This is a genomic window from Flavobacterium sp. Root186 (assembly GCF_001428525.1).
Taxonomy (GTDB): domain Bacteria; phylum Bacteroidota; class Bacteroidia; order Flavobacteriales; family Flavobacteriaceae; genus Flavobacterium.
Genome location: NZ_LMHW01000013.1, coordinates 505,356 through 529,775, shown reverse-complemented (window position 1 = coordinate 529,775; position 24,420 = coordinate 505,356). Strand labels below are relative to the sequence as shown.

17 protein-coding genes are annotated in these 24,420 nt (G+C 33.3%); 12 read left to right on the top strand and 5 right to left on the bottom strand.

Going from position 1 to position 24,420, the window contains the following annotated elements:
- Nucleotides 1-10 precede the first annotated feature (10 nt).
- The 12 genes from pta (at nt 11) to ASD98_RS15530 (ending at nt 20,863) form a co-directional block, all read left to right on the top strand.
- Nucleotides 11-2,104 carry a phosphate acetyltransferase gene (pta, locus tag ASD98_RS15585; RefSeq protein ID WP_056205998.1) on the top strand — a complete coding sequence of 698 codons (2,094 nt, stop codon included), beginning with the start codon at nt 11-13 and terminating at the stop codon, nt 2,102-2,104.
- A gap of 181 nt (nt 2,105-2,285) precedes the next feature.
- Nucleotides 2,286-3,470 (top strand): acetate/propionate family kinase, encoded by a 1,185-nt coding sequence (locus tag ASD98_RS15580; protein WP_056205996.1) that lies wholly within the window; start codon nt 2,286-2,288, stop codon nt 3,468-3,470.
- Between the two features lie 100 nt (nt 3,471-3,570).
- Nucleotides 3,571-6,315, top strand: a complete 2,745-nt coding sequence (locus ASD98_RS15575) for a histidine kinase (protein WP_056206546.1) — start codon at nt 3,571-3,573, stop codon at nt 6,313-6,315.
- Between the two features lie 244 nt (nt 6,316-6,559).
- Nucleotides 6,560-9,577, top strand: coding sequence for a SusC/RagA family TonB-linked outer membrane protein (locus ASD98_RS15570; RefSeq protein WP_056205994.1), 3,018 nt, complete (start codon nt 6,560-6,562; stop codon nt 9,575-9,577).
- 4 nt (nt 9,578-9,581) lie between these two features.
- Nucleotides 9,582-11,036, top strand: a complete 1,455-nt coding sequence (locus tag ASD98_RS15565; protein ID WP_056205993.1) for a RagB/SusD family nutrient uptake outer membrane protein — start codon at nt 9,582-9,584, stop codon at nt 11,034-11,036.
- A gap of 18 nt (nt 11,037-11,054) precedes the next feature.
- Nucleotides 11,055-11,954: a LamG domain-containing protein gene (locus tag ASD98_RS15560; protein ID WP_056205992.1), complete on the top strand. Its 900-nt coding sequence runs from the start codon at nt 11,055-11,057 to the stop codon at nt 11,952-11,954.
- A 71-nt stretch (nt 11,955-12,025) separates the two neighbouring features.
- The gene (locus ASD98_RS15555) at nt 12,026-13,414 is read left to right on the top strand and encodes a glucoamylase family protein (RefSeq protein ID WP_056205991.1); all 1,389 of its coding nucleotides are present in this window, start codon (nt 12,026-12,028) and stop codon (nt 13,412-13,414) included.
- A gap of 13 nt (nt 13,415-13,427) precedes the next feature.
- Nucleotides 13,428-14,141, top strand: coding sequence for a prolyl oligopeptidase family serine peptidase (locus tag ASD98_RS15550; RefSeq protein ID WP_056205990.1), 714 nt, complete (start codon nt 13,428-13,430; stop codon nt 14,139-14,141).
- A gap of 10 nt (nt 14,142-14,151) precedes the next feature.
- A complete protein-coding gene (bglX, locus tag ASD98_RS15545) occupies nt 14,152-16,452 on the top strand; it encodes a beta-glucosidase BglX (protein ID WP_056205989.1) in 2,301 nt (766 codons plus the stop codon).
- A gap of 210 nt (nt 16,453-16,662) precedes the next feature.
- Nucleotides 16,663-17,328: a glycerophosphodiester phosphodiesterase family protein gene (locus ASD98_RS15540; RefSeq protein ID WP_255357691.1), complete on the top strand. Its 666-nt coding sequence runs from the start codon at nt 16,663-16,665 to the stop codon at nt 17,326-17,328.
- Between the two features lie 56 nt (nt 17,329-17,384).
- A complete protein-coding gene (locus ASD98_RS15535) occupies nt 17,385-19,295 on the top strand; it encodes a discoidin domain-containing protein (RefSeq protein ID WP_056205988.1) in 1,911 nt (636 codons plus the stop codon).
- Between the two features lie 173 nt (nt 19,296-19,468).
- Entirely contained in the window at nt 19,469-20,863 is a 1,395-nt protein-coding gene (locus tag ASD98_RS15530) for a M20/M25/M40 family metallo-hydrolase (protein ID WP_056205987.1), read from the top strand.
- A gap of 75 nt (nt 20,864-20,938) precedes the next feature.
- Here the strand turns inward: ASD98_RS15530 and ASD98_RS15525 are convergent, their stop codons facing one another.
- The 5 genes from ASD98_RS15525 to kdsA all read right to left on the bottom strand — a co-directional run bounded on the left by ASD98_RS15525 (nt 20,939) and on the right by kdsA (nt 24,324).
- The gene (locus ASD98_RS15525; RefSeq protein ID WP_056205986.1) at nt 20,939-21,244 is read right to left on the bottom strand and encodes a hypothetical protein; all 306 of its coding nucleotides are present in this window, start codon (nt 21,242-21,244) and stop codon (nt 20,939-20,941) included.
- A 5-nt stretch (nt 21,245-21,249) separates the two neighbouring features.
- Nucleotides 21,250-21,702, bottom strand: a complete 453-nt coding sequence (locus tag ASD98_RS15520; protein WP_056205985.1) for a hypothetical protein — start codon at nt 21,700-21,702, stop codon at nt 21,250-21,252.
- Between the two features lie 88 nt (nt 21,703-21,790).
- The gene (locus tag ASD98_RS15515; protein ID WP_056205984.1) at nt 21,791-22,471 is read right to left on the bottom strand and encodes a YiiX family permuted papain-like enzyme; all 681 of its coding nucleotides are present in this window, start codon (nt 22,469-22,471) and stop codon (nt 21,791-21,793) included.
- Between the two features lie 108 nt (nt 22,472-22,579).
- Complete coding sequence (locus tag ASD98_RS15510) at nt 22,580-23,485, bottom strand: hypothetical protein (RefSeq protein ID WP_056205983.1); 906 nt, start codon at nt 23,483-23,485, stop codon at nt 22,580-22,582.
- Between the two features lie 20 nt (nt 23,486-23,505).
- Nucleotides 23,506-24,324, bottom strand: a complete 819-nt coding sequence (kdsA, locus tag ASD98_RS15505; protein WP_053473490.1) for a 3-deoxy-8-phosphooctulonate synthase — start codon at nt 24,322-24,324, stop codon at nt 23,506-23,508.
- Nucleotides 24,325-24,420 lie beyond the last annotated feature (96 nt).

The window sequence follows — 24,420 nt, the reverse complement described above, 5'->3', positions numbered from 1 at the left end:
ATAAATAATTATGAGTAAAGCGATATATATAGCCACAAGCGATCAAAACAGCGGAAAGTCGATAATTACACTCGGCTTAATGAGTATTTTGATTGGTAAAACGGCTAAAGTGGGTTATTTCAGGCCTATAATCGAAGATTTTGTTGATGGTGAAGTAGATAATCATATCGAAACAGTTTTGTCTTATTTTAACCTTGATATTGATTTTGAAGATGCGTATGCCATTACAAAAAGCAAACTGATTAAAAAGAAAAACAAAGGAAAGATAGGAGAGGTTCTGGATTTAATTATTGAGAAATATAAAAAACTGGAAGAACGATTTGATTTTGTTTTAGTTGAAGGAACGAGTTTTACAGGCGAAGGAACTTCTATCGAATTAGATTTGAACGTTTTAATTGCAAAAAATCTCGGAATTCCAACCATAATTATTGGCTCAGGAATAGGAAAAACTTTAGAAGAACTAGTGGATAGTTTATATTTGGTTTACGATTCTTTCAAAGTAAAAGAGGTTGAAGTTTTATCTGTTTTTGCCAATAAAGTACAGCCCGAAAATATTGAATTAGTTACAAAAAGCCTTCAAAAAAGCCTTCCTCCAAATGTTTTGGTAAATACAATTCCGCTGGTTTCAAGTTTAAATAACCCTACAATGCAGGAAATTGTAAATGAGCTTGATGCAAAAGTTTTGTTTGGAGAAAATTACCTAAATAATGAAATTGGGCATTTTAGTGTTGGAGCTATGCAATTGCATAACTATTTAGTTCATTTACACAACAATGCACTTGTGATTACACCAGGAGATCGTTCAGATATTATTTTGGGAGCTTTACAGGCAAATGAATCAGCAAATTATCCAACTATTTCAGGAATAATTCTAACAGGAAATATAGTTCCGGAGGAAAGTATTTTAAAGCTGATTGAAGGACTTTCGGCCATTGTTCCAATTATTGCTGTTGATGGCGGTACTTACCATATTACAAACAAAATAGGATCTATTAAATCTGAAATCTACGCTAACAATACGCACAAGATTGAAACTTCAATTACTACATTTGAAAAATATGTAGATAACGACGCTTTATCTGAAAGATTAATCACTTTTGAAGCAGAAGGTATGACACCAAAAATGTTTCAATACAACATGGTTAAAAGAGCCAGACAGCATCGAAAACATATTGTTCTTCCGGAAGGAAATGATGACAGGATTATTATCGCGGCTTCAAGGCTTTTAGCTATGGATGTAGTTGATATTTCAATTATTGGTGATAAAAAACAAATTGAAAGCAAAGTTACTGAATTAGGAATTTCACTTGATTTTTCGAAAGTAAAAATCATTAATCCAACAGAATCTGAACTTTACGAAGATTACGCTAATACCTATTACGAGCTTAGAAAAGCTAAAAACGTAAGTATTACAATGGCAAGGGATTTAATGGAAGATGTTTCGTATTTCGGAACGATGATGGTATATAAAGGCCACGCAGACGGAATGGTTTCGGGCGCAGCACATACAACGCAGCATACTATTTTACCGGCACTTCAATTCATCAAAACAAAACCAAATTCATCTGTAGTTTCATCCGTATTTTTTATGTGTTTAGAAGACAGGGTTTCTGTTTTTGGAGATTGTGCCATTAATCCAAACCCAACTGCTGAACAATTAGCGGAAATTGCCATTTCATCGGCAGAATCTAGCTCAGCTTTCGGGATTGAACCCAAAATTGCCATGCTTTCTTATTCTTCCGGTGCTTCAGGAAAAGGAGATGAAGTTGATAAAGTGAGAACCGCAACCGAAATTGTAAAACAAAAACGTCCTGATTTAAAAATTGAAGGCCCAATTCAATACGATGCTGCGGTTGACCGTGAAGTAGGAAAAAGCAAAATGCCGGATTCTGAAGTAGCAGGACAAGCGAGCGTACTTATTTTCCCTGATTTAAATACCGGAAATAACACATATAAAGCCGTACAAAGAGAAACAGGAGCTTTGGCAATAGGGCCAATGTTACAAGGTCTAAATAAACCTGTAAATGATTTAAGCCGCGGCTGTACAGTTGATGATATCATCAATACAGTTGTAATTACGGCAATTCAGGCACAGGGATTATAATTAATTATAAATTTACAAGCATACTGTATAAAATAAATTAAAAAAAATATGTCAGGCTGAGCGAAGTCGAAGCCCTTTTTTGTTTGACGAGCCCCTCGATTTCGCTCAGGATTACAATATAGTTTAAAATAAAAATAACTCAGCACCTTTAGCGACTTAGCATCTTAGCACCTTTAAAAAAATGAAAATATTAATTATAAACTCAGGAAGTTCATCAATAAAATATCAATTAATGGTTATGCCGGCAAACGAAGTAATTTGTACCGGAATGATCGATAGAATTGGTTTAGAAACGTCAAATATTACTTTTAAAACAGCTGCAACTTCCTATGAAGAAATATTGCCTATTCAAACGCATAAAATTGGTTTGCAAAAGGTTGCGGATATGCTTTTAGATACTGAAAAAGGGGTTATAAAAACGACTTCAGAAATTACCGCAGTTGGTCATAGAGTAGTGCATGGCGGGAGTTATTTCTCAAATACAACTATAATTACCGAAGAAGTTAAGGAGAAAATAAAAGAGCTTTCAGAGCTGGCCCCGCTTCATAATCCTGCTCATTTAGTAGGGATAAATGTAGCCGAAGAAATTTTTTCCGGCGCTAAACAAGTAGCCGTTTTTGATACTGCTTTTCATCAGACAATTCCGGTTGAAGCTTATAAATATGCCATTCCAAATTTCCTTTTAACAGAACATAAAGTTCGTGTATATGGTTTTCACGGAACAAGTCATAAATATGTTTCAGAAAAAGCCACAGGTTATTTAGAAAAAGGTTCAAGAATAATTACAATCCATTTAGGAAACGGCTGCAGTATGACCGCTGTAAAAGATGGAAAAAGCATCGATACGACAATGGGATTTTCTCCGGCAAATGGTTTGGTTATGGGAACTCGTGCGGGTGACATAGATCAATCTGTTATTTTTTATATGGTTAAAAATTTAGGATATACACCAGATGAAGTAAATTCTATTTTGCTGAAACAAAGCGGTATGCTTGGTCTAACGGGTTATAGCGACCTTCGTGATATTGAATCTAAAGCCGAAGAAGGAAATAAAGACTGTCAATTGGCTTTATTAATGAATGCCTACAGAATCAGGAAAACTATAGGTTCCTATACAGCAGCTTTAAACGGATTAGACGCTATTATTTTTACTGCAGGAATTGGCGAAAATTCTTCATACATGCGTAAACTGATTTGTACCGATATGGATTATTTTGGAATTGAAATTGACAATGAAAAGAATCAGATTCGCTCTAAAGAAATAAGAGAAATCAACACACCAAATTCAAAAACTAAAGTTTTGGTTGTACCAACTGATGAAGAATATGAAATCGCAAACCAGGTTTATTTATTATTAGAAAATTAGAAAAATAAATTTTGTTATAAAAAAAGCCTCTCGATTGAGAGGCTTTTTTGCGCCAAAAAATCAATATTTGTCAGTATCTTTGAATTTAAAACCGAATATCTTGAAATCGATACTTTTAAAATCAATTTTCTTGTTTTTCGCTGCTTTTCAAATCCAAGCACAAGAATTACTTCCTTTCGTAGAAAATTATAATAAATCAGATTATCAGGGCGACAATCAAATATGGAATGTTGCTCAGGGTAAGGATAAAGCCATGTATTTTGCTAATAACCATTATTTATTGCGTTATGATGGCGTTATTTGGGAAAAATATGCTCTGCCAAACAAAACTATTATTCGTTCTATTTTAATAGAAGGAGATCGAATTTACTCGGGTTCCTATAAAGAGTTTGGATATTGGCACAGGGAAAATGGTAAAATGCGTTATGTTTCAATTACCAAAAATCTTCGCTTATTTGCTGAAAAAGACAATGAAGAAATCTGGAAAATTTTCAGGTTTAATGGTTCGTTATATTTTCAGTCTTTCAATGATGTTTTCATTTACGATGGAAAACACATCCAAAAAATTAAATTTCCCTTTTTAATATCCTATTGTTTTGTAGTCGATAATGATCTTTATGTGGCTTCGGTCAATAAAGGACTTTTTAAAATGAAAGGTTTCAAAATTGCAAGTCCAAAAGGCTGGGATGTTTTAAAAAATACGGTTGTTCATGCGATAGAAAAGGACAAAAACAAAACCTATATTTTTACACAAAAGAAAGGCATTTTTATAGTTGAAAACGGAGGCTTAAAACCCTGGAATAATCCATTAAATGAAACTTTAAAATCAAACGGAATTAATGTTGCTAAGTTTATTAAAAATAATAAACTGGTTATCGGTACCGGAAACAAAGGTGTTTTTATTTACGATTTCAATAATAATACTTTTAAAAATATTGACCGGAATAATGTTCTAATGAACAATTCGGTTTTAAGTATTGGTTTTGATAAAGAAGAAGATTTGTGGTTGGGTCTCGATAACGGACTAGCTCATGTTGAGGTTAATTCTCCTATTTCATTCTTTTACGATAATTCTGGAATTCTGGGATCTGTATATTCTGTTGCTACTATTGATAAAGGTTATTTGATTGCTTCAAATCACGGAATTTTTGAATTTGATTCGGGTAATTTTAAAATGCTGCCAAACACACAAGGGCAGGGCTGGAATATTACTAAAATTGGCAGTAAATATGTTATAGGTCATAATGATGGAACTTTTTGCTATGAAAATGGAGCTTTGGCAAAAATAAATAATGTAAGCGGAGGCTGGAACTTATCAAAAAGTACTATTAATGACACTTATTTTCAGTCAACCTACAGCGGGGTTTTAGTTTACGATGATGCATTAAAACTATCGCAGAATATAAGAATAAATGATCTTTCGAAACCCATTAAATATGTAGCCCAAAATAAAAAAAATGAAATTTGGGCAGCTGATAATTACCGCGGATTATATCGGGTTTTTCTGGATGATAATTTTAAAACGATAAAAGTTGAAAATATCACGCAGCAAAGTAAAATCAAAAACGATTTTGGTGTTAAGATTTTTGAATTTAGAAATGAAATCCTTTTTCTGATTAATAATGTTTGGTATACGTTTAATTCTATTTCCAATAAATTAGAAGAAAATGAATTGTTCAATACCAATTTCAAAAATATCTCTGACGTTGTAGCAATCGACAAGGATCACTTTATGGTGCTTCAGGACGGAATTTTATATCATATCTATTCGCACGGCAATAAGTTTATCTGGAATATTATTCAGGAGAAATATTATAAAGGAAAGCTCATTAACGAAAATCTGAGAATTTTCAGAAGTCAAAACCATTATTTGCTAAATCTTGATGACGGTTTTATTTCACTTCAGTTGGGATATCAAAATGAACAAAATAAAGGCGTTAAAGTTGAAGCTTACAATGATAATGAACTGCTGGAGAACGATGGAAAAATAAAACACAACACAGAACTTAGGATAAATGTCATTTCTGGAATTTACGGTGCAAGCAAACCAAATTTATTTTATCAGATCAATAAAGGCAGAAATTATATTCCAGTTTCAAACGGAGCTATAGTTTTAAATAATTTAAGTAGTGGTTCACATTCAATAGTGATTTTTAAACATGACGGAGCCAATTATGATAAAGTTGCCAGTTTTGATTTTAAAGTTGCACAGCCTTGGTATTTCTCCTTTTGGATGATTCTTCTTTATCTGTTATTAATAGGAGCAGTATTGTTTTTCTATTATAAATGGAATAAACTTCGTTATACACAAAAATTAAAATTGCAGGCTGAAGAATTAAAACACCAGCGTGAAATTCTTGAAATGGAATTAAAAAAGGAAAATGAATTAAATATTCAGGAATATGAGAAACATATTTTAGAATTGGAATTGCAGACAAAATCTTCTGAGGTTGCCGGAAAATCGCTTTCTATTGCCAAACAGAGCGAAATGATTGATAATATCCAAAGTATTTTAGATTCTGAAAAAGATTTCAATAAACTTAAAAGTGAAATTAAAAAAGCAATCAAAATAAATGAAGTTAATAAACACGAATGGGAAATATTTGAGACCAATTTAAATCAAATCCATAATGAGTTTATTATAAATCTTTCTAAAAAATATCCACACTTAACTCCAAAGGATATAAAACTCTGTGTTTACCTTAAAATGAACCTTTCTTCAAAGGAAATTGCACCTATGATGAACATCTCTTTTAGAGGTGTAGAACTGCACAGATATCGTCTTAGAAAGAAATTAAATCTAACTCAGGACGAAAACCTGTCAAAGTTTTTATTAACTGTGTAAGAATTGAGTTTGTTTTTTACGGAATTTATATTTTTATACATCAAAATTTACATAATTGCAATACATCATTACTACATCATAAGGGAATGTTAATGAAATTAATTTAACATTTATAATATTGATAATCATTAGTATATGCTTAATTTTTAACATAATGATGTAGCTATGCTGTAGTGGTATTTGATGTACTACAACGTTGTAATTGCTTAATTTGGCTCTACTAACTTAAACGATTACAAACTGTATGAAAAATTTTATTTTTAGCTTATTTGTGCTCTTATTGTTGCCAGCTTATATGTCTGGACAAGCACAAGCAATTAAAGGGAAAGTAGTTGACAGCAGCGGAATGGGAATTCCCGGAGCAGTTATTGCTTCATCTGATGCCAGAGCAACTGCTGATGCAGATTTCGACGGAAACTTTACAATCAATGCAAAGCCAGGAGACATTTTAAAAATCTCTATGTTAGGTTTTGATCCAGTTTCTGTACCGGCAACTGCCGCACCAATGACAATTACTTTAAAAGAAGCAGCTGATACTGCTTTAAAGGAAGTTGTTGTAATTGGATACGGTACTAGAAAAAAGATTGATAATACTACAGCGATTTCTTCATTAAAAGGAGAAGAAGTAGCAAAAACAAAGGTTCTAAACGCATCTCAGGCTATTCAGGGTAAAGCGGCTGGTGTACAAGTGACTTCTTCTGATTTACCAGGAAGTACACCTTCTGTAGTAATTAGAGGTTTGGGTACGGCAATAGGTGGGAGATCACCTTTGTATATTGTAGATGGTATGGCAACAGAAAACATCAACAATATCAATACAAATGATATTACTTCGTATGACATTTTAAAAGATGCTTCTGCACTAGCTATTTATGGTACAAGAGCCGCAAATGGAGTTATCATTATTACTACTAAAAAAGGTAAAGGTGATAAAGTTTCTGTTGAAATTGAAAGTTTTGGAGGTGTAAGAACTCCACTTAAAAAAGTAAAAATGGCGGGTAGTAATAAATACGCGCACTATACTAATTCGGCTTTGCAATCTACTAACTATTCTCAGGATCAGCCTGTTAATACAGATTGGTTTGATGAAATTACAAGAACAGGAAGTTATACTCAAAACAACATATCTGTTTCAGGGGCTACTGAAAATATTAAGTACTTTTTCAGTTTAGGAAATTATGAAGAAAAAGCAATATTGAACGGTTTAGATTATGGTCGTACTACTTTTAGAAATAACAATGAATATAAAATTTCTAAGAAACTGACTTTAACTCAAAACTTTAGTTTAACCTCTACTAAATCTACTCCAAAACCATTATCAGCTTTTACAGCTGCTTACAAACAATCACCTATTGTACCTGTATATTTTGCTGATGGCAAATATGGAGTTGCTCGTTATGGAGAAGATGGTTTTGCAAGTGAAACTGGGAACTCAATTAATAATGTTGGAAATCCAGTCGCGCAATTAAATTTTTATGATGAACAACAACGTAGTATTACTTTACAAGGTGGATTGAAATTAGATTATGAAATCTTTAAATCATTAAAATTTACCTCACAATTTAATGGTGAATATTATACTTGGAAACAATATAATTATGATGATACAAAAAATATTTGGTTAGCTGCAAACCCTAATAAAGTATCAAGTGATTATGAAAAAGAGTTTCCAACATCTAATATAAATGCATTAACAAAAGGAAGAGAACAATACTATAACTGGAGTTTGTCTAACTACTTAACTTATAATAAAGTATTTAATGAAATACATGATATAGAAGTAACTGCAGGTATTGAAACCTATGTTAAAGGAGCTAGAGAGAAATTAACTATAGTAAGAAAAAATGTAAATCCAGATTCGAACTATTGGTCATTAAAAGATGTTGAATATGCAACAAACGTAACAAGTTATAAAGATGAAGTTTTTAACGAAACTAAATTAGCATCTTATCTAGGTCGTTTTCAATATAAATTATTAGATAGATATTTACTGACAGGAACAGTTAGACGTGATGGATCTTCAAACTTTGGACAAGACAATCGTTGGGGAACTTTCCCAGCCTTTGGGGCAGGGTGGATCATTACCAAAGAAAGTTTTATGGCTGATGTTAAAGGACTTAATTTATTAAAATTAAGAGGAAGCTGGGGTAAATTAGGTAATCAAAATGTTCCTCTTAACAATCAGTCTTACGTTTCTGGAAAAACTGCTTATTTAGGAGGCTCTATTCTAAATGAAGGTACTACAATTAGTTCTCAGATTGACCCTAGCTTATCTTGGGAGGTTACAGAGGAATCTTCTGCCGGTTTAGATTTTGAATTTTTAGACAGCAGATTAAAAGGAACTTTTGATGTGTATGACAAAAATACGTCAAATGTAATTTTATATACAAAACCTTATATTACCTCAGGTCTTACAGACCAATCACCAGCACACGTTGGAGAAGTGTCTAACAAAGGTTATGAAATCTCTTTACGCTGGGATGATAAGGTTGGTGAAAATTTCAGCTATTATATTGGAGGTAACTTTTCTAACAATAAAAATGAGCTTACAAGCTTAAAGAGTGTCATCTTATCTCAAACGATTGGAGGAGGATTAGGAAACGGTCAAAATACTAAATTACTTGATAATAGTACTATTGGTCAGCCATTAGGAAGCTTTTATGTCTATGAGTACGCTGGTTTTGATCCTGCAAACGGAAAAATGCTTTACTACAATGCTGCAGGAAATGCAGTAGCGCAAGATGCTTTGGCTGAAACTGATAAAAAATATGTTGGTTCTAGTTTACCAAAATCTAATTATGGAGTTTCTTTAGGATTCAACTACAAAAACTTTGATTTTTCGGTTGATGGTTATGGTACTGCTGGTGCAAAAGTATACAACGGGAAAAAAGCACAGCGTTTTTTTGGAGAAAACATAGAAAACTCAATCGCTACTGATTTTTGGACACCAAATAATGTAACAGCTTCAAATCCTGCACCTTTTAATCAGGTACCGGTGGCTTCTACTTATTACTTAGAATCAGGTGACTTTTTTAGAATCAATAACATTACCCTAGGATACAAATTACCATTGCAAGAAGGTAGTTTCATAAGTGCATGTAGAATTTATGTAAATGCAATTAATCCATTTATTACGCAAAAATTCTCAGGATTCTCTCCAGAATTAAACGGAGATGGAAATCCTTATGGAAATCAAGGTGTTGAGCTGGATGCTTACCCAACTTTAAGATCATTTGTACTTGGTGCTAATTTAAAATTTTAATATTATGAAAAAGATATATATAACAACGTTTGTATTATCAGCGTTCTTTTTTACAGCATGTGCAGACGATTATTTAGATGTAGATCAAACAGAATCTATTTTGACAAGCGATGTAGAGTTATTTAATAATGATGCAGGAGCAGCTCAGTTCGTGACAGCAATTTATAACAAGTTTTTAAATTGGGATATGACTTCATTCGGCTGGATCGGGTTATCAAGTATCACATCTGATGATGCTGATAAAGGATCTTCTGCCGGAGATACAGGAACAGATAAAGATGTATTGGATGCGTTGACTTATAATGCTTCTAATCCTTCTGCCGAAAGTACTTTTATTGCTAATTATGATGGAATAAACAGATGTAACCAGGCCTTAAATATACTTCCAAAATTAGATAAAGTAAATGTTACCTTAAGAAACAGATTAGCTGGTGAGGCTAAGTTTTTAAGAGCTTTCATGTATTTTACTTTGGTAAAATGTTATGGTGGAGTGCCAATTGTAGATCATTTACCAGTTCCGGGTTCAGACTCAGACAGAATTATGCAGTTAACACGTAAAACAAGTGCTGAAGTATATGCTTTTATTGAAGCTGATTTAAATGATGCTATTGCAGCATTACCTGAAAAAACAGCTTATGGGGCTAATGAAAAATCAAGAGCTTCAAAGGGTGCGGCATATGCACTTTTAGCAAAAGTGAGTTTGTACCAAAAGAAATGGCAGCAAGTAATCGATAATGCTAATAAAGTTACAGGTTATTCTATTGTTAGCGATTATGCATCAATGTACAGAGCGTCAGGAAAATTTGATTCAGAATCAATTTTTGAAATTTATGCACAAGGAGCTGTTCCGGCTAAAGGAATAGAAGGTTATTCTAACACACAAGGAGCTCGTGGTACTGGTGGTTGGGGCTGGGGTTTTAATACACCATCTCAAAGTTTAGTAAATGCTTATGAACCAGGCGACGTTAGAAAAGCTGCAACTATCATTTTTAGAGGACAAACTTTATATGATGGAAGACTAATTCCAACAACAGTTGAAAACGAAAGATATAACTACAAAGCTTACTCATCATTATATACTAGTGCTTGGGAAACAGATGTCGATATTAAATACTTAAGATACGCTGAGGTTTTATTAATGAAAGCAGAAGCATTAAATGAACTAGGACAAACTTCGGACGCTATTCCATTATTAAACCAAATTAGAAACAGAGCAGGTTTAGGAAATACCCCAGCAGTTTCTCAAGCAGATGTTAGAACTGCAATTTGGAAAGAAAGAAGAGTAGAAATGGCTTTTGAGCACGACAGATTTTTTGATTTAGTGCGTACAGGTCAGGCTAAAGCTGCTTTTGCAGTAGATGGAAAAACTTTTACGGAAGGTAAAAACGAATTATTTCCTATTCCGGCCTCATTCATCAGACAAGCAGATGGTTTATCAGCTCAAAATCCTGGTTATTAATTCTTAAAGATATTAAAAATGAAAAAAAATAAATCTATTTTCATGCTTTCTTTTGTTTTAGCTTCAGCATTGTTTGCTGGCTGCGAGGATAGTATTGATAAAGTAAATAGTCCAATTCCGTATGAGTCAATTGGAGGATATGAGAATTCAGATGATGTTGCAGCTGCTCACTTAGTATCTAAATTTAGTTTTGATGGCAATATATCCGATTCAAAAAATAGCATAACAGACGGATCAGCTACAAATGTAACTTATGAAACAGGTATAAAAGGAGAGGCTTATAAAGGATCTCCAAGTTCTTTTATTTCTTACAATACAGTTGCAAATTCAGTAGTAAATTTAAAAAGTGTAACAGTTTCAATGTGGATTAAAACAGATCCACACACAGGTGGTGCACAGTCATTGTTCATGCTTCCTAAAAAAACAGATTTTTGGGGAAATATTTTTACCCTTATTGAAGGAACAGGACCAGCAACAACAATGCTTTTGAAAAATCACATTCAAAAAGATGTTACACCAAGTATTCCTTGGTCGGGACAATTTATTGAGCATGGAGGAACTAATGTTTTAGCCAATATGTTTGGGGCATGGAAACATGTAGTTTGGACTTACAATGGAACAAGTTCTACATATAGTATTTATATCGATGGACAAAAGTTAGATATACCAGCTTCTATCTCAAAAAGATATGCAAGCGATCCTACAACAGGAGGAGGTCCTTACGGAGAATTAGCTAATTCTGAAGTTTCTAAATTTATTATTGGTGGTTATCAACAGCATTTGGGTGCTCCATGGGGAGGTGCTGATAGTTGGATGCTTCACTATACTGGTTTAATGGACGAATTCAGAATTTATGATGCAGCTCTTACTGACAATGAAGTCGTGGCTCTTTATAAATTAGAAAAAGATAAAAGATAAATTTTCTTCAAGATACACCTGAAGTAAATTCAGGTGTATTTTTTTAGTTATTAATATTACAATTTTATAAAATGAAAATCGGTTTATATATTATTTTGTTTCTGAGCGCTTTTAGCTCTTGTTCTTCTTCCTCACCAGATGAAGGTAAAAGTGGAGGAACCCCATTACCAACAAACCCGACAACGCCAACTAAACCTTTGACGGATACAGAGGCTATGGATCAGGTTCAAAAAGACGCAATCAAATATTTTTGGGATTATGCTGATCCGAATTCAAAATTAGCAAGAGAAAGATATCTTACGGAAGATCCAAATTTTGAGTCAAATATTATAACAACAGGTGGTTCAGGTTTTGGGTTAATGACTATTGTTGTAGGCGTAGAAAGAGGTTTTTTGCCAAGAGCCGAAGCTGTTTCTAGACTTACGACCGCACTAACCTTTCTTGAAAAAGCAGACCGTTTTCACGGTGCATGGCCACACTGGATGGATAATAATTCAGGGAAAGTAATTCCGTTTGGAACAAAAGATAACGGAGGAGATTTAGTAGAAACTTCTTTCGTTTGTCAGGCTTTAATTACCATCAGAGAATATTTTAAAAACGGAAGTACGACGGAAAAAGCATTGGCATCAAAAGCCGATGAGCTTTGGAAAGGTGTTGAATGGGATTGGTATACCCAGGGACAAGATGCCTTATACTGGCATTGGTCACCAAATTATGGTTGGGATATGAACTTTAAGTTAGAAGGATATAATGAATGTTTGATTACTTATGTAATGGCGGCTTCTTCACCAACACATCCAATTTCTGCTGAAGCTTATCATAAAGCCTGGGCAAGAAATGGTGCTATAATAGATGGCAGATCTCAATATGGTATTCCGGTAGTTTTAAGCTACAATGGAGCTTCAGGAAATGTTGGACCAATGTTCTGGTCACATTATTCTTATTTAGGTTTAGATCCAAATAACTTAAAAGATAAATATGCTGATTATTGGCAATTGACACAAAATCATGCTAAAATCATGGTTCAATATAGCATTGCTAATCCAAAAGGATTTAAAGATTATTCAGATAAATGTTGGGGACTTACAGCAAGCTACACTCGAAATCCAGATGGAACAACGGGTTACACAGCACATCAGCCTAACAACGATAATAGTGTTATTTCGCCAACAGCTGCATTATCTTCTTTCCCATATACACCAATAGAATCCATGAAGTTTTTACACTATTTATATGATGAAAATAAAGCAAAATATGTTGGAATTGCAGGCCCATACGATGCTTTTTCACCTCAATATAATTGGGTAACTGCCCGTTATTTAGCAATCGATCAGGGAACTATTGCTCCTATGATTGAAAACTATAGAAGTGGCTTATTGTGGAAATTATTTATGAATGCATCTGATACAAAACAAGGATTAAAAAAACTTGGATTTACATCAGGAAAATACGGTATTTAAGATATAATCTATTATGAAATATAAACTAGGTTTATTACTGTTGTTTATCAATGCATTGAGTTTTGCACAAAATGAAACCAAAGGAAAAATAAAAACAGTTATTGTAACGAATAATGAATTAGGCTACATATTACACAAACCAGCCAATATAAAAGAAAAAAAGCCATTAATAGTTTTTATTTCAGGTGATGGAGAAAAAGGGACAGATATTGAAAAAGTAAAAAATCACGGTCCTTTTAAATATCTAAAAACACATCAGTTAGATGCTTATGTTTTAGCACCACAATGTAAAGAAGATGAAAAATGGAGCATTGAATCTATTTACGAGCTGATTTTAAAAGTTCAAAAAGAGAACAAAATTGATGCTGACAGAATATATGTTACAGGGCTAAGTTCCGGAGGCTGGGCAGCATGGAATTTGGCACTTTCATATCCGGATAAATTCGCAGCAGTTGTACCAATATCCGGTTTTGTGGATCTAATAGAACTTGAAAGCGTTTGTAAAATAGCCAATATTCCAACCAGAATTTTTCATGGATTATTAGATGATGTGGTAAAGGTAGATTATGCAGTCAGCGTTTACAAAGAATTAAAAAAATGTAATGCAAAAGACGTTCAGTTAACTATTTTTGATGATGCTGGACATGACAGCTGGACAAGAGTTTACGACAATCCCGAAATTTATGACTGGATGTTGAAACAGAAAAAATCGAATACGAACAAATAAATATTATAGAATGAAAAACAAATTAGTCTTACTTTTTTTAGGATGTGCTGTTTTGGGTTACGCTCAAAAAAAGAGCACAAAAAGCACAGTGAAAATTAAACCTAAGTCAGAGTTTGTAGCAGAATTAATGTCAAAAATGACATTAGAAGAGAAATTAGGACAGTTAAATTTACCAACATCTGGAGATATTACAACAGGACAGGCAAACAGCTCAAATGTTGCAAAAAATATTGCAGAAGGAAAAGTGGGCGGTTTGTTCAATATAAAATCAGTTCAAAAAATTAAAGAAGTTCAAAAAATAGCTGTCGAACAAAGCCGTTTAAAAATTCCGTTACTTTTTGGTATGGATGTTATTCACGGTTACGAAACAACATTCCCAATTCCGTTAGGATTATCTTGTACTTGGGATATGGCTTTAATTGAAAGAAGTGCGCAGATTGCTGCAAAAGAAGCAAGTGCAGACGGAATCAACTGGACATTTTCTCCAATGGTAGATATTTCACGCGACCCACGCTGGGGAAGAGTTTCTGAAGGTTCAGGAGAAGATCCGTACTTAGGAAGCCAAATTGCAAAAGCAATGGTTAACGGATATCAGCAGCACGATCTTTCAAAAAACAACTCAATTTTAGCTTGTGTAAAACACTTTGCATTATATGGTGCGCCAGAAGCAGGCCGTGATTACAACACAGTTGATATGAGCCACATCAGAATGTTCAATGACTATTTTCCACCTTACAAAGCAGCAGTTGACGCTGGTGTAGGTTCGGTTATGGCATCTTTCAATGAAATTGACGGAATTCCTGCAACAGGAAACAAATGGTTAATGACAGATGTTTTAAGAAAACAATGGGGTTTTAAAGGTTTTGTGGTGACAGATTTTACAGGAATTCCTGAAATGATCGAACACGGAATGGGGAATCTTCAAGACGTTTCGGCTTTAGCATTAAACGCTGGTGTAGAAATGGATATGGTTGGAGAAGGTTTCTTAGGAACTTTGAAAAAATCATTAGACGAGAAAAGAGTTTCTATTGAAACAATTGATAATGCCGTTAGACTTATTTTAGAAGCAAAATATGATTTAGGATTATTTCAGGATCCATATAAATATTGTGACGAAAAAAGAGCTAAAACTGAAATTTTCACAACAGACAGCAGAAAAGAGGCGCGTCAAATTGCTTCACAATCATTGGTTTTATTAAAAAACCAAAATCAATTACTACCGCTTAAAAAATCAGGAACTATTGCTTTAATCGGGCCTTTGGCAGATGCTAAAGAAAATATGCCGGGGACATGGAGTGTAGCTACAAGAATGGAAAATGCCGTTTCATTATTGGCAGGAATTAAAGAAGTTGCGGGACCATCAACAAAAGTTTTATATGCTAAAGGAAGTAATTTAGATTACGACGAAGAATTTGAAACTAAAGCTACAATGTTTGGAAAAACATTACACCGTGATGCACGTTCAAAAGAAGAATTATTAGAAGAAGCTTTAAAAGTTGCTGAACAATCTGATGTAATCATTGCTGCAATTGGAGAATCTGCAGAAATGAGCGGAGAATCAAGCAGTCGTACTAATTTAGAAATTCCACAAGCGCAAAAAGATTTATTAAATGCTTTATTAAAAACTGGAAAACCAGTAGTTGTAGTTTTGTTTGACGGACGTCCGCTAGTAATTACTGACGAAGAAAAAACAGTCCCGGCAATTTTAAATGCTTGGTTTGCAGGTACAGAAGCGGGTTACGCAATTGCTGATGTTTTATTTGGAGATGTAAACCCTTCTGGAAAATTGACAACAACTTTCCCAAGAAGCGTAGGGCAGTTACCTATTTACTATGCACACAAAAATACAGGAAGACCACTTTCTAATACAGAAGGTAAATTCGAAAAATTCAGATCAAATTATATTGACGAAAGAAACGAACCATTATTCCCATTCGGATTTGGTTTAAGCTACACCACTTTTGATTATTCAAACTTGAAAATTTCTTCTGATAAAATGAACTTCAGCGGAAAATTAAAAGTAACAGTTGATGTAGCCAATACTGGAAATTTTGACGGAAAAGAAACAGTTCAATTATATATTAGAGATTTAGTTGGTTCAGTAACAAGACCAGTTAGAGAATTGAAAGGTTTTCAAAAAATAGCACTTAAAAAAGGTGAAAAACAAACAGTAAGTTTTGACATTACTGTTGAAGATTTAAAATTTTATAATTCTGATTTACAATTCGCAGCAGAATCTGGACAGTTTGATATTTTCGTTGGAGGAAATTCAACTGCCGACAAGAAAGTTAGTTTTGAGTTAACTAAATAGTTGGTTTATTGATTAGTAAGGGCCCTTCGTTTGGTTGACGGAGGGCTTTTTTATAAAAGAACATTTTTTATAAATTATAATTTTAAAATAATGAAGACTATTAAAGCACTCAGAATATCTTTTTTTTTAGCAGTAGCAATTATCTTTCAATCGTGCTGCGTAAAAGATAATGCAATAGTAGCACATCGTGGTGCATGAAAAAAAAACAATCTGCCGGAAAATTCTATTGCGTCTTTAAGACATGCAATTGACTTAAAATTACCGGGTTCAGAATTTGATGTGTGGAGAACTGCTGATGATTCGCTTGTAATCAATCACGATGCACATTATAACAAATTACTTATCGAAGAAACCAATTATGCTGATTTAGTAAAGTTTAAGCTTTCTAATGGAGAAAAACTTCCAACCTTGTACGAATACATTTCAGAGGGAAAGAAGAACAACAAGCACACTCTTTTGGTTTGTGAAATAAAACCTTCGGAAATAAGTAAAGAAAGAGGACAAAAAACGGCGTTAATGTCTGTTGAAACGATAAAAAAACTAAAAGCAGATAAAATTACCTGTTACATAAGCTTTGATTATGAAGTTCTAAAACAAATCAGGCAAGTTGACCAGAAAACTATTTTGCAGTATTTAGAAGGAAATAAATCTCCAAAAGAAATAAAAGCAGATAATATTTCTGGTGTTGATTATCATTATTCAGTCTTTAAAAAACATCCTGAATGGATTAAAGAAGCAAAAGACAATAAAATAAATTTAAATGCCTGGACAGTTAATGAAGCTGCTGATATGGATTGGATAATAGCAAATAAATTCAATTACATTACTACAAACGAGCCTGAACTTTTAAGCGAAAGATTAAAGGAGAAAAAATAGATTTTCATCATCATTTTACTAAGAGATTGAATTCTATAAACTTAAAAAGAATACAAATGAAAAAGATATTAATATTGCTTTTAGCTGCCTGTACAACAAGTATCTGGCCACAAAAAGCTAATATTCCCGGAAAAACAGATTGGTTTGACCCAAATAAACCAGCTACAACTTATTGTAACCCAATCAATATTGGATACAATTTTACAACTCACAATCATAACGGAATTCCTGAATCGCGCCGATCAAGTGCCGATCCGGTAATTATTACATATAAGGGTGAATACTATTTATTTGCGACAAATCAGGCAGGTTTCTTTTGGAGCAAAGATATGTCAGACTGGAATTTCGTTTATGGAAGTTTTCAAAGAAAGCCTGGCGATGATGACCAATGCGCGCCAGCTGCGTGGGTTGTAAACGATACATTATTTTATGTTGGTTCAACATGGAAAAGAGATCATCCAATATGGAAAACAGCTGACCCAAAATCAGGGAGATGGACACGTCACGTAGACAAAGCTATGCTGCCAACCTGGGATCCGGCCATTTTTCAGGATGATGATAAAAAAGTATATATGTATTACGGTTCAAGCGGAAAATTACCGCTTGTGGGTACAGAAGTTGACTATAAAACATGGCTTCCAAAAGGAAATCAGACAGATTATGCACAATTATACAAAGCGACGGAAGTAGAAGATATTCAGCGTCCGTATGGTCAAATAAAAGAAGTTGCTATTTTAGATCCTGCATCGCACGGTTGGGAACGTTTTGGTCCAAATAATGATATGGAACCAGCTCCTTGGGGAAATTTTATTGAAGGAGCCTGGATGACAAAACACAATGGAAAATATTATATGCAGTATGGTGCTCCGGCAACCGAATTTAAAGGTTATGCAAACGGTGTTCATGTTGGAGATAATCCGTTAGGACCATTTACGTATCAAAAACACAATCCAATGTCTTATAAACCGGGCGGATTTGTAATTGGTGCTGGACACGGAAATACCTTTGCAGATAACTACGGAAATTATTGGAATACTGGAACGTGTAAAATCTCAATTAAAGACCGCTTTGAGCGCCGTATCGATATGTTTCCGGCAGGTTTTGATAAAGATGATGTAATGTATTCAATAACCTCTTATGGAGATTTTCCGATCGTTCTTCCAACAGGTAATCGTGATCAGACAAAAGGAGCTTCATCAGGATGGATGCTGCTTTCGTATAAAAAACCTGTAACGGTTTCTTCTTCTGAAGAATGTCTGGAAGTTGAAACGCACAGGATGGATAACGGCGGGAAAAAAGTCTATGAGAAATTTTGTTATGGCCCGGAAAATTTAACCGATGAAAATATTCAAACGTATTGGTCTGCCAAAACCAGCGATCCAGAAGAATGGCTTCAAATGGATTTAGGCCGTCAAATGGAAATTAAGGCATTGCAGATCAATTACGCAGATCATAAAGCAACGCAGTATAATAAAGCAATGGATATTTATTATCAATATAAAATATTCATGTCAGATGATGCACAAAACTGGACTTTGGTTGTTGATAAATCTAAGAATGATAAAGATGCACCACATGATTATGTTGAATTAACAAAATCAATCAAAGCGCGTTATATTAAAATGGTTAATATTCACAATGCATCTGGATTGTTTGCCATTTCAGATTTCAGGGTTTTTGGAAATGGATTATCAGAAAAACCAAAAGCCGTTGCATCATTTAAAATTGACAGAAATAAACTGGATTCAAGAAACGCTATGATTTCTTGGAAAAAACAAAATGATGCCGTTGGCTACAATATTTATTACGGAATTGCTCCGGATAAATTATACAATAGCATTATGGTTTATGGAGATAACTCGTATGATTTTAGAGGTTTAGACAAAGGAATAAAGTATTATTTTACAATTGAAGCTTTTAATGAAAATGGAATTGGTATAAAAAATAAGATCATTGAAGTAAAATAACATTATTTTAAAGAAAATAAGAAAAACTCTAATTATGAACAAAAAAGGTTTGTAATTAGAGTTTTTTTTTGAGAGAAGACTATAAAAAAACACTGACTGTTCTGTAGATTTTTCGTTTCTTTGTAAGAAGAGAAGCCAAAAAAGCAACATAACCCCAAAATGTTATTAAAATTATGAAAAAAACGATTCTTTTAACTGCTCTAGTTTTAAATGGATTGACCACATCTTTTGCTCAGTCAAATGATGAAAAAAACATTAAATTATTTTACAAAAAAGCTTTAACCGAAGCTAAATGTTATTCTTGGTTAGAATATCTTTCAAATGATATCGGAAGCCGTTTATCTGGATCAAAAGGTGCTGCAGAAGCTGTAGACTATACAAAAAGACAATTAGAAGGTCTGGGTCTTGATAAAGTTTATCTGCAGGAAGTTACGGTTCCTCACTGGGTTCGCGGTGAAAAAGAAACTGCTTTTATTTTAGACGGAAAAGTAAAAACTGCTGTTCCAATCTGTGCTCTTGGAGGTTCAGTTGCAACTCCAAAAACAGGAATTACAGCTGAGGTAATAGAAGTGCAAAGCCTTGATGAATTGAAAGGACTTGGAGATAAAGTAAAAGGTAAAATTGTATTTTTTAACAGACCAATGAATCCTGAAAATATTGGAACATTTGAATCTTATTCAGGTGCTGGAGACCAAAGAAGAAGTGGTGCAAAAGAAGCTGCTAAACTTGGTGCAGTAGGTGCAATTGTAAGGTCTTTAAATTTACGTTTAGATGATTTTCCTCATGCAGGAGCTCAAAGCTATGGCGATTTACCAAAAGAACAATATATCCCTGCAGCTGCAATTAGTACAAATGGAGCTGAATTGTTGAGTAAATTACTAAAAGCAAATCCAGCCATAAAATTTTATTTCAAACAATCTTGCGAAACATTGCCAGATGCATTATCCTATAATGTTATTGGAGAATTAAAAGGAACTGTAACTCCGGAGAACATTATTGTTGTTGGGGGACACTTAGATTCTTGGGATTTAGCCGATGGTTCTCACGACGATGGAGCAGGAGTAGTACAAAGTATGGAAGTTGTTCGTATTTTGAAAAACTTAAATTATAAGCCAAAAAATACAATTCGTGTTGTTCTGTTTATGAATGAAGAAAACGGAGGAAAAGGCGGCGCTAAATATGAAGAAGTTGCAAAACAAAAGAACGAGAATCATATTTTTGCTTTAGAAAGTGATTCAGGCGGATTTACACCAAGAGGTTTTTCTATCGAAGCTGATGATGCAAATTTTAAAAAGATTCAAGGATTTAAAGATTTCTTTGAGCCTTATTTCGTTAACAGTTTCGTTAAAGGACATGCAGGTTCAGATATTGAGCATTTAACATCAAAAGCAACAATTGTAAAAGCAGGTTTAATGCCAGATTCACAGCGCTATTTTGATTATCACCACGCAGCAAACGATAAATTTGATGCAATCAATAAAAGAGAATTAGAACTTGGTGCTGCAACAATGACTTCATTAATCTATTTGATAGACCAAACAGGAATTGTTCTTCCATCTGCAAATTAAGATTTTTAAAATCAAAAATATTTAAAAGCTGCGAGTTTATACTCGCAGCTTTTTTATTTGATGAAATTCTAAAATTTAGTTTTTCATTACTAATAAATAGTAAAAAAATGTGATTGGAATATTAGAAAGCAGAATTAAAATTTTAACTGCAATATCTCTTCTTTGTTCGGGAAGATGAATAAATCGGTCTGTTAAGTGAAAGAACATTATCGCATTTACGATTATTGCTGAAAAAGCAAATGGCCAAGCTATCACAAGAATATTTGGGCTTTGATTGGAGACAATATAAAGTATAAATAGTATTGTAATGATAATGAAAGATCCAATTGCTAATTCAGTAGATTGTTTTTCTTCAAATGATTTATGGTTGATTGTTTTCATAAGTTTTAAATTTTAAATGTTTGTTGAATAGATGCTAGAGGCATCAAAAGCATTTTTGAAAAATCCAGATAATAGAATGAATGTGCTTGTTTTCCTCTTAGAAATTGTTGGGTGAAGTATTTTATTTTCTTGGGATAAAATAATGTACCTGATAAAATAACCATAAACAAATACAAGCTTCTTTTTCCATTGCCAAGAAGATAATACTGCATTCCGATTTCTTCATAAACAGAAATTCCGGTATTCGTTAAAACATGAATAATATCATGATCTTCCAGTTTTTCCTGAATATCAAAATGATGTTTGTAGAGAAAATTTCCTAAGCCATAACCCAAACTATCTTTAGGGAAATTCATTAATTCGGTTTTATTGATTGCCCATGGTTCACTCTTCTTAAAATACTTTTGATAAGGTTTTTTTGTACATTCATATAATCTTTCAATTAAATAATCTCTCATGTTTTGTTTAGTTAAAAGTTCTTTGAATTTCAAAGTAAATGATTAAATAAAAAAGCTAATTGTTTTTAGAATTAGCTTTTATAGAATTTTAATAATTATCAATTATAGTTTTAAGCAAATTAGAATCATCCAGATCAGAAGGAGCAACGACTTTTTCTTCTAACGGAATTTCATTCCCATATCGCTCTTTTAATATCTTTTGAACTCTTGGATCTTCTAAATTAAAACTCTTCAATTCTCTTAGTTTTGAAAGTTCGATTCCGGCAGCATTTTTATAAATCTTCCAAACCAATTCAGAACAATAAATCCTTGTATCCGTCCATTCAAAATACGCGTCATATTCTTTTCCATCAAACTGTTGGCTGTAATCTTTCATTTTTTGAAGAACAGTCGGTGTCAAAACTTTATCAGCATTTTTTAATCGCTTTACCACATATTTATTGCCTTTTCCGTGCTGGATCCATTCATCAAAAGGCGTAAGTTTAACTGGCTGAACAGCCTCAAAAACAAACCAATTTCCGTTTATATCATAAATAATTCCACAGTGTGAAAATTTAGAATTGGTTGCAATTCGCACTGCTTCGCATTGAGGAGATTGTGAAGTTTGAAATATAATATCACCATCCTGAATTTTACTCAATTCAGTTTTCGTTTCCGTCTTTGTTTTTGAAAACGGATTATTTGGGAAAACTTTCATAGCCACAAATAACGCCAAGCCAAAACTTAGTGCGAATGTGATGATAAAGAAAATATATTTTTGTTTTTTCATGATGTGTTCAAATAGCAAATAAAGTACTTTGAGATACAAAGTAAATAATAAAAAAAATAGTTACCAAATAAATGATAACTATTTTTAAAATATATTTTCGAATAAGTATTAAATTCTAAAGATTCCTCCAACAGCAATAATTCTTTGAAAGTAATAAAAGTGCTGTGAGGCCTTATCATCGTTACTTACAGTAGTTTTAATATCGTGCATATCGATATAACCTCCTTTTAGTTCTCCCTGAAGGTAGAAATGTTTGAAGAAAGTAATATTTAGACCCGCTTTTGCAGAAATACCGTAACCAGAAACATGAAAATCATCATGACGTTCTTTTCCTAAAAGAGTAGTATTGGTTTTAGGATATAAAACACCAGCTCCTAATCCCTCAGTCAAGTTAATCTGTACTTTATCAATATTTGGAAGACTGAACAATTTCGAAATATCATCAAATCTTGAAACCTCTGTATTAATGTAATTTAAACCATCTGTATGTTCGTACATTAAAAAAGCAGGTCCATTTGGATTAGTAACCCCCATGTCATAACCACCTTCTATAGCACCATTTAAAGACATATCTACAGGTGTATTTTCATAATGACCATTGTAGATAGAAGCAGGATCATTTGCAGGTAAATTAATATCGCCATTAACTTTAGCCGTTTGATTCTGAGTCATTACATATTTCATATGATCAACACCAATTGTAACACTATAGTGATCACTAAAGAAATAACCCAATCTCAAATTCGTTTGAGGAATTGTCATATTAGCAGGGTTGATATAATCAACGTGCCATCCTTTTGGTTTATCATGAGCAGACATATCTTCTACTCTAAACTTATAATCTTTTCCAGTAAAAGTTACATCAGATTTTGAGTAACTTTCTCTGTTACCACCCCACATCACAAAGAATTTTCCTTTGTTGTGAGCAGTATATTTTTGTACAGGTATTTCTTCTTGAGCAAATGTGTTTAGTGAAACACAAGCCAATAGGAAAAATAAAATATTTGTTTTCAAAGAACTTAAGTATTATAAATTTAAAATGAGTTAACTGTTTTTCTGATAGCAACAAGCTTATTCATTAAACCTTCAAAATAGTCTAAATGAAGCATGTTAGCACCATCACTTTTTGCGTTTGCAGGGTCAAAATGTGTTTCGATAAAAATTCCGTCAACACCAACTGCAATACCAGCTTTAGCAACAGTTTCGATCATATCAGGTCTTCCGCCCGTAACTCCGGCAGTTTGGTTTGGCTGTTGTAAAGAATGCGTAACATCCAATACCGTTGTAGCATATTGCTGCATAGTAGGAATTCCTCTAAAGTCAACAATCATGTCCTGATAGCCAAACATAGTACCACGATCTGTAACAACAACATTTTCGTTATTACAGTCTAATACTTTTTGTACAGCATGTTTCATACTTTCAGGACTCATAAATTGTCCTTTTTTCAAGTTTACCACTTTTCCCGTATTTGCAGCCGCCACAACTAAATCAGTTTGGCGAACTAAAAATGCAGGAATTTGTAAAACATCAACGTATTGTGCTGCCATGTCAGCATCTTCGTTAGTATGAATATCTGTAACTGTTGGAATGTGAAAAGTTTCAGAAACTTTTCTTAAAATTTTTAAAGCTTTTTCGTCCCCAATCCCAGAAAAACTGTCAATTCTGGAACGGTTTGCTTTTTTAAATGATCCTTTAAAAACATAAGGAATCTTAAGATTGTCGGTAATACCAACTAATTTTTCAGCAATTCTAAGAGCCATTTCCTCTCCTTCAATAGCGCAAGGTCCCGCCAATAAAAAGAAATTCCCGCTATCAGTATGCTTAATTTGTGGAATATGTTGTAAGTTCATAAAATTATTTTTTTGCAATGCAAAGGTAGTTATGATTTATCAATAGCAGATGAAGATTTAAGATTATTTTAAGAGCAATAATTGTTAAATATGTAA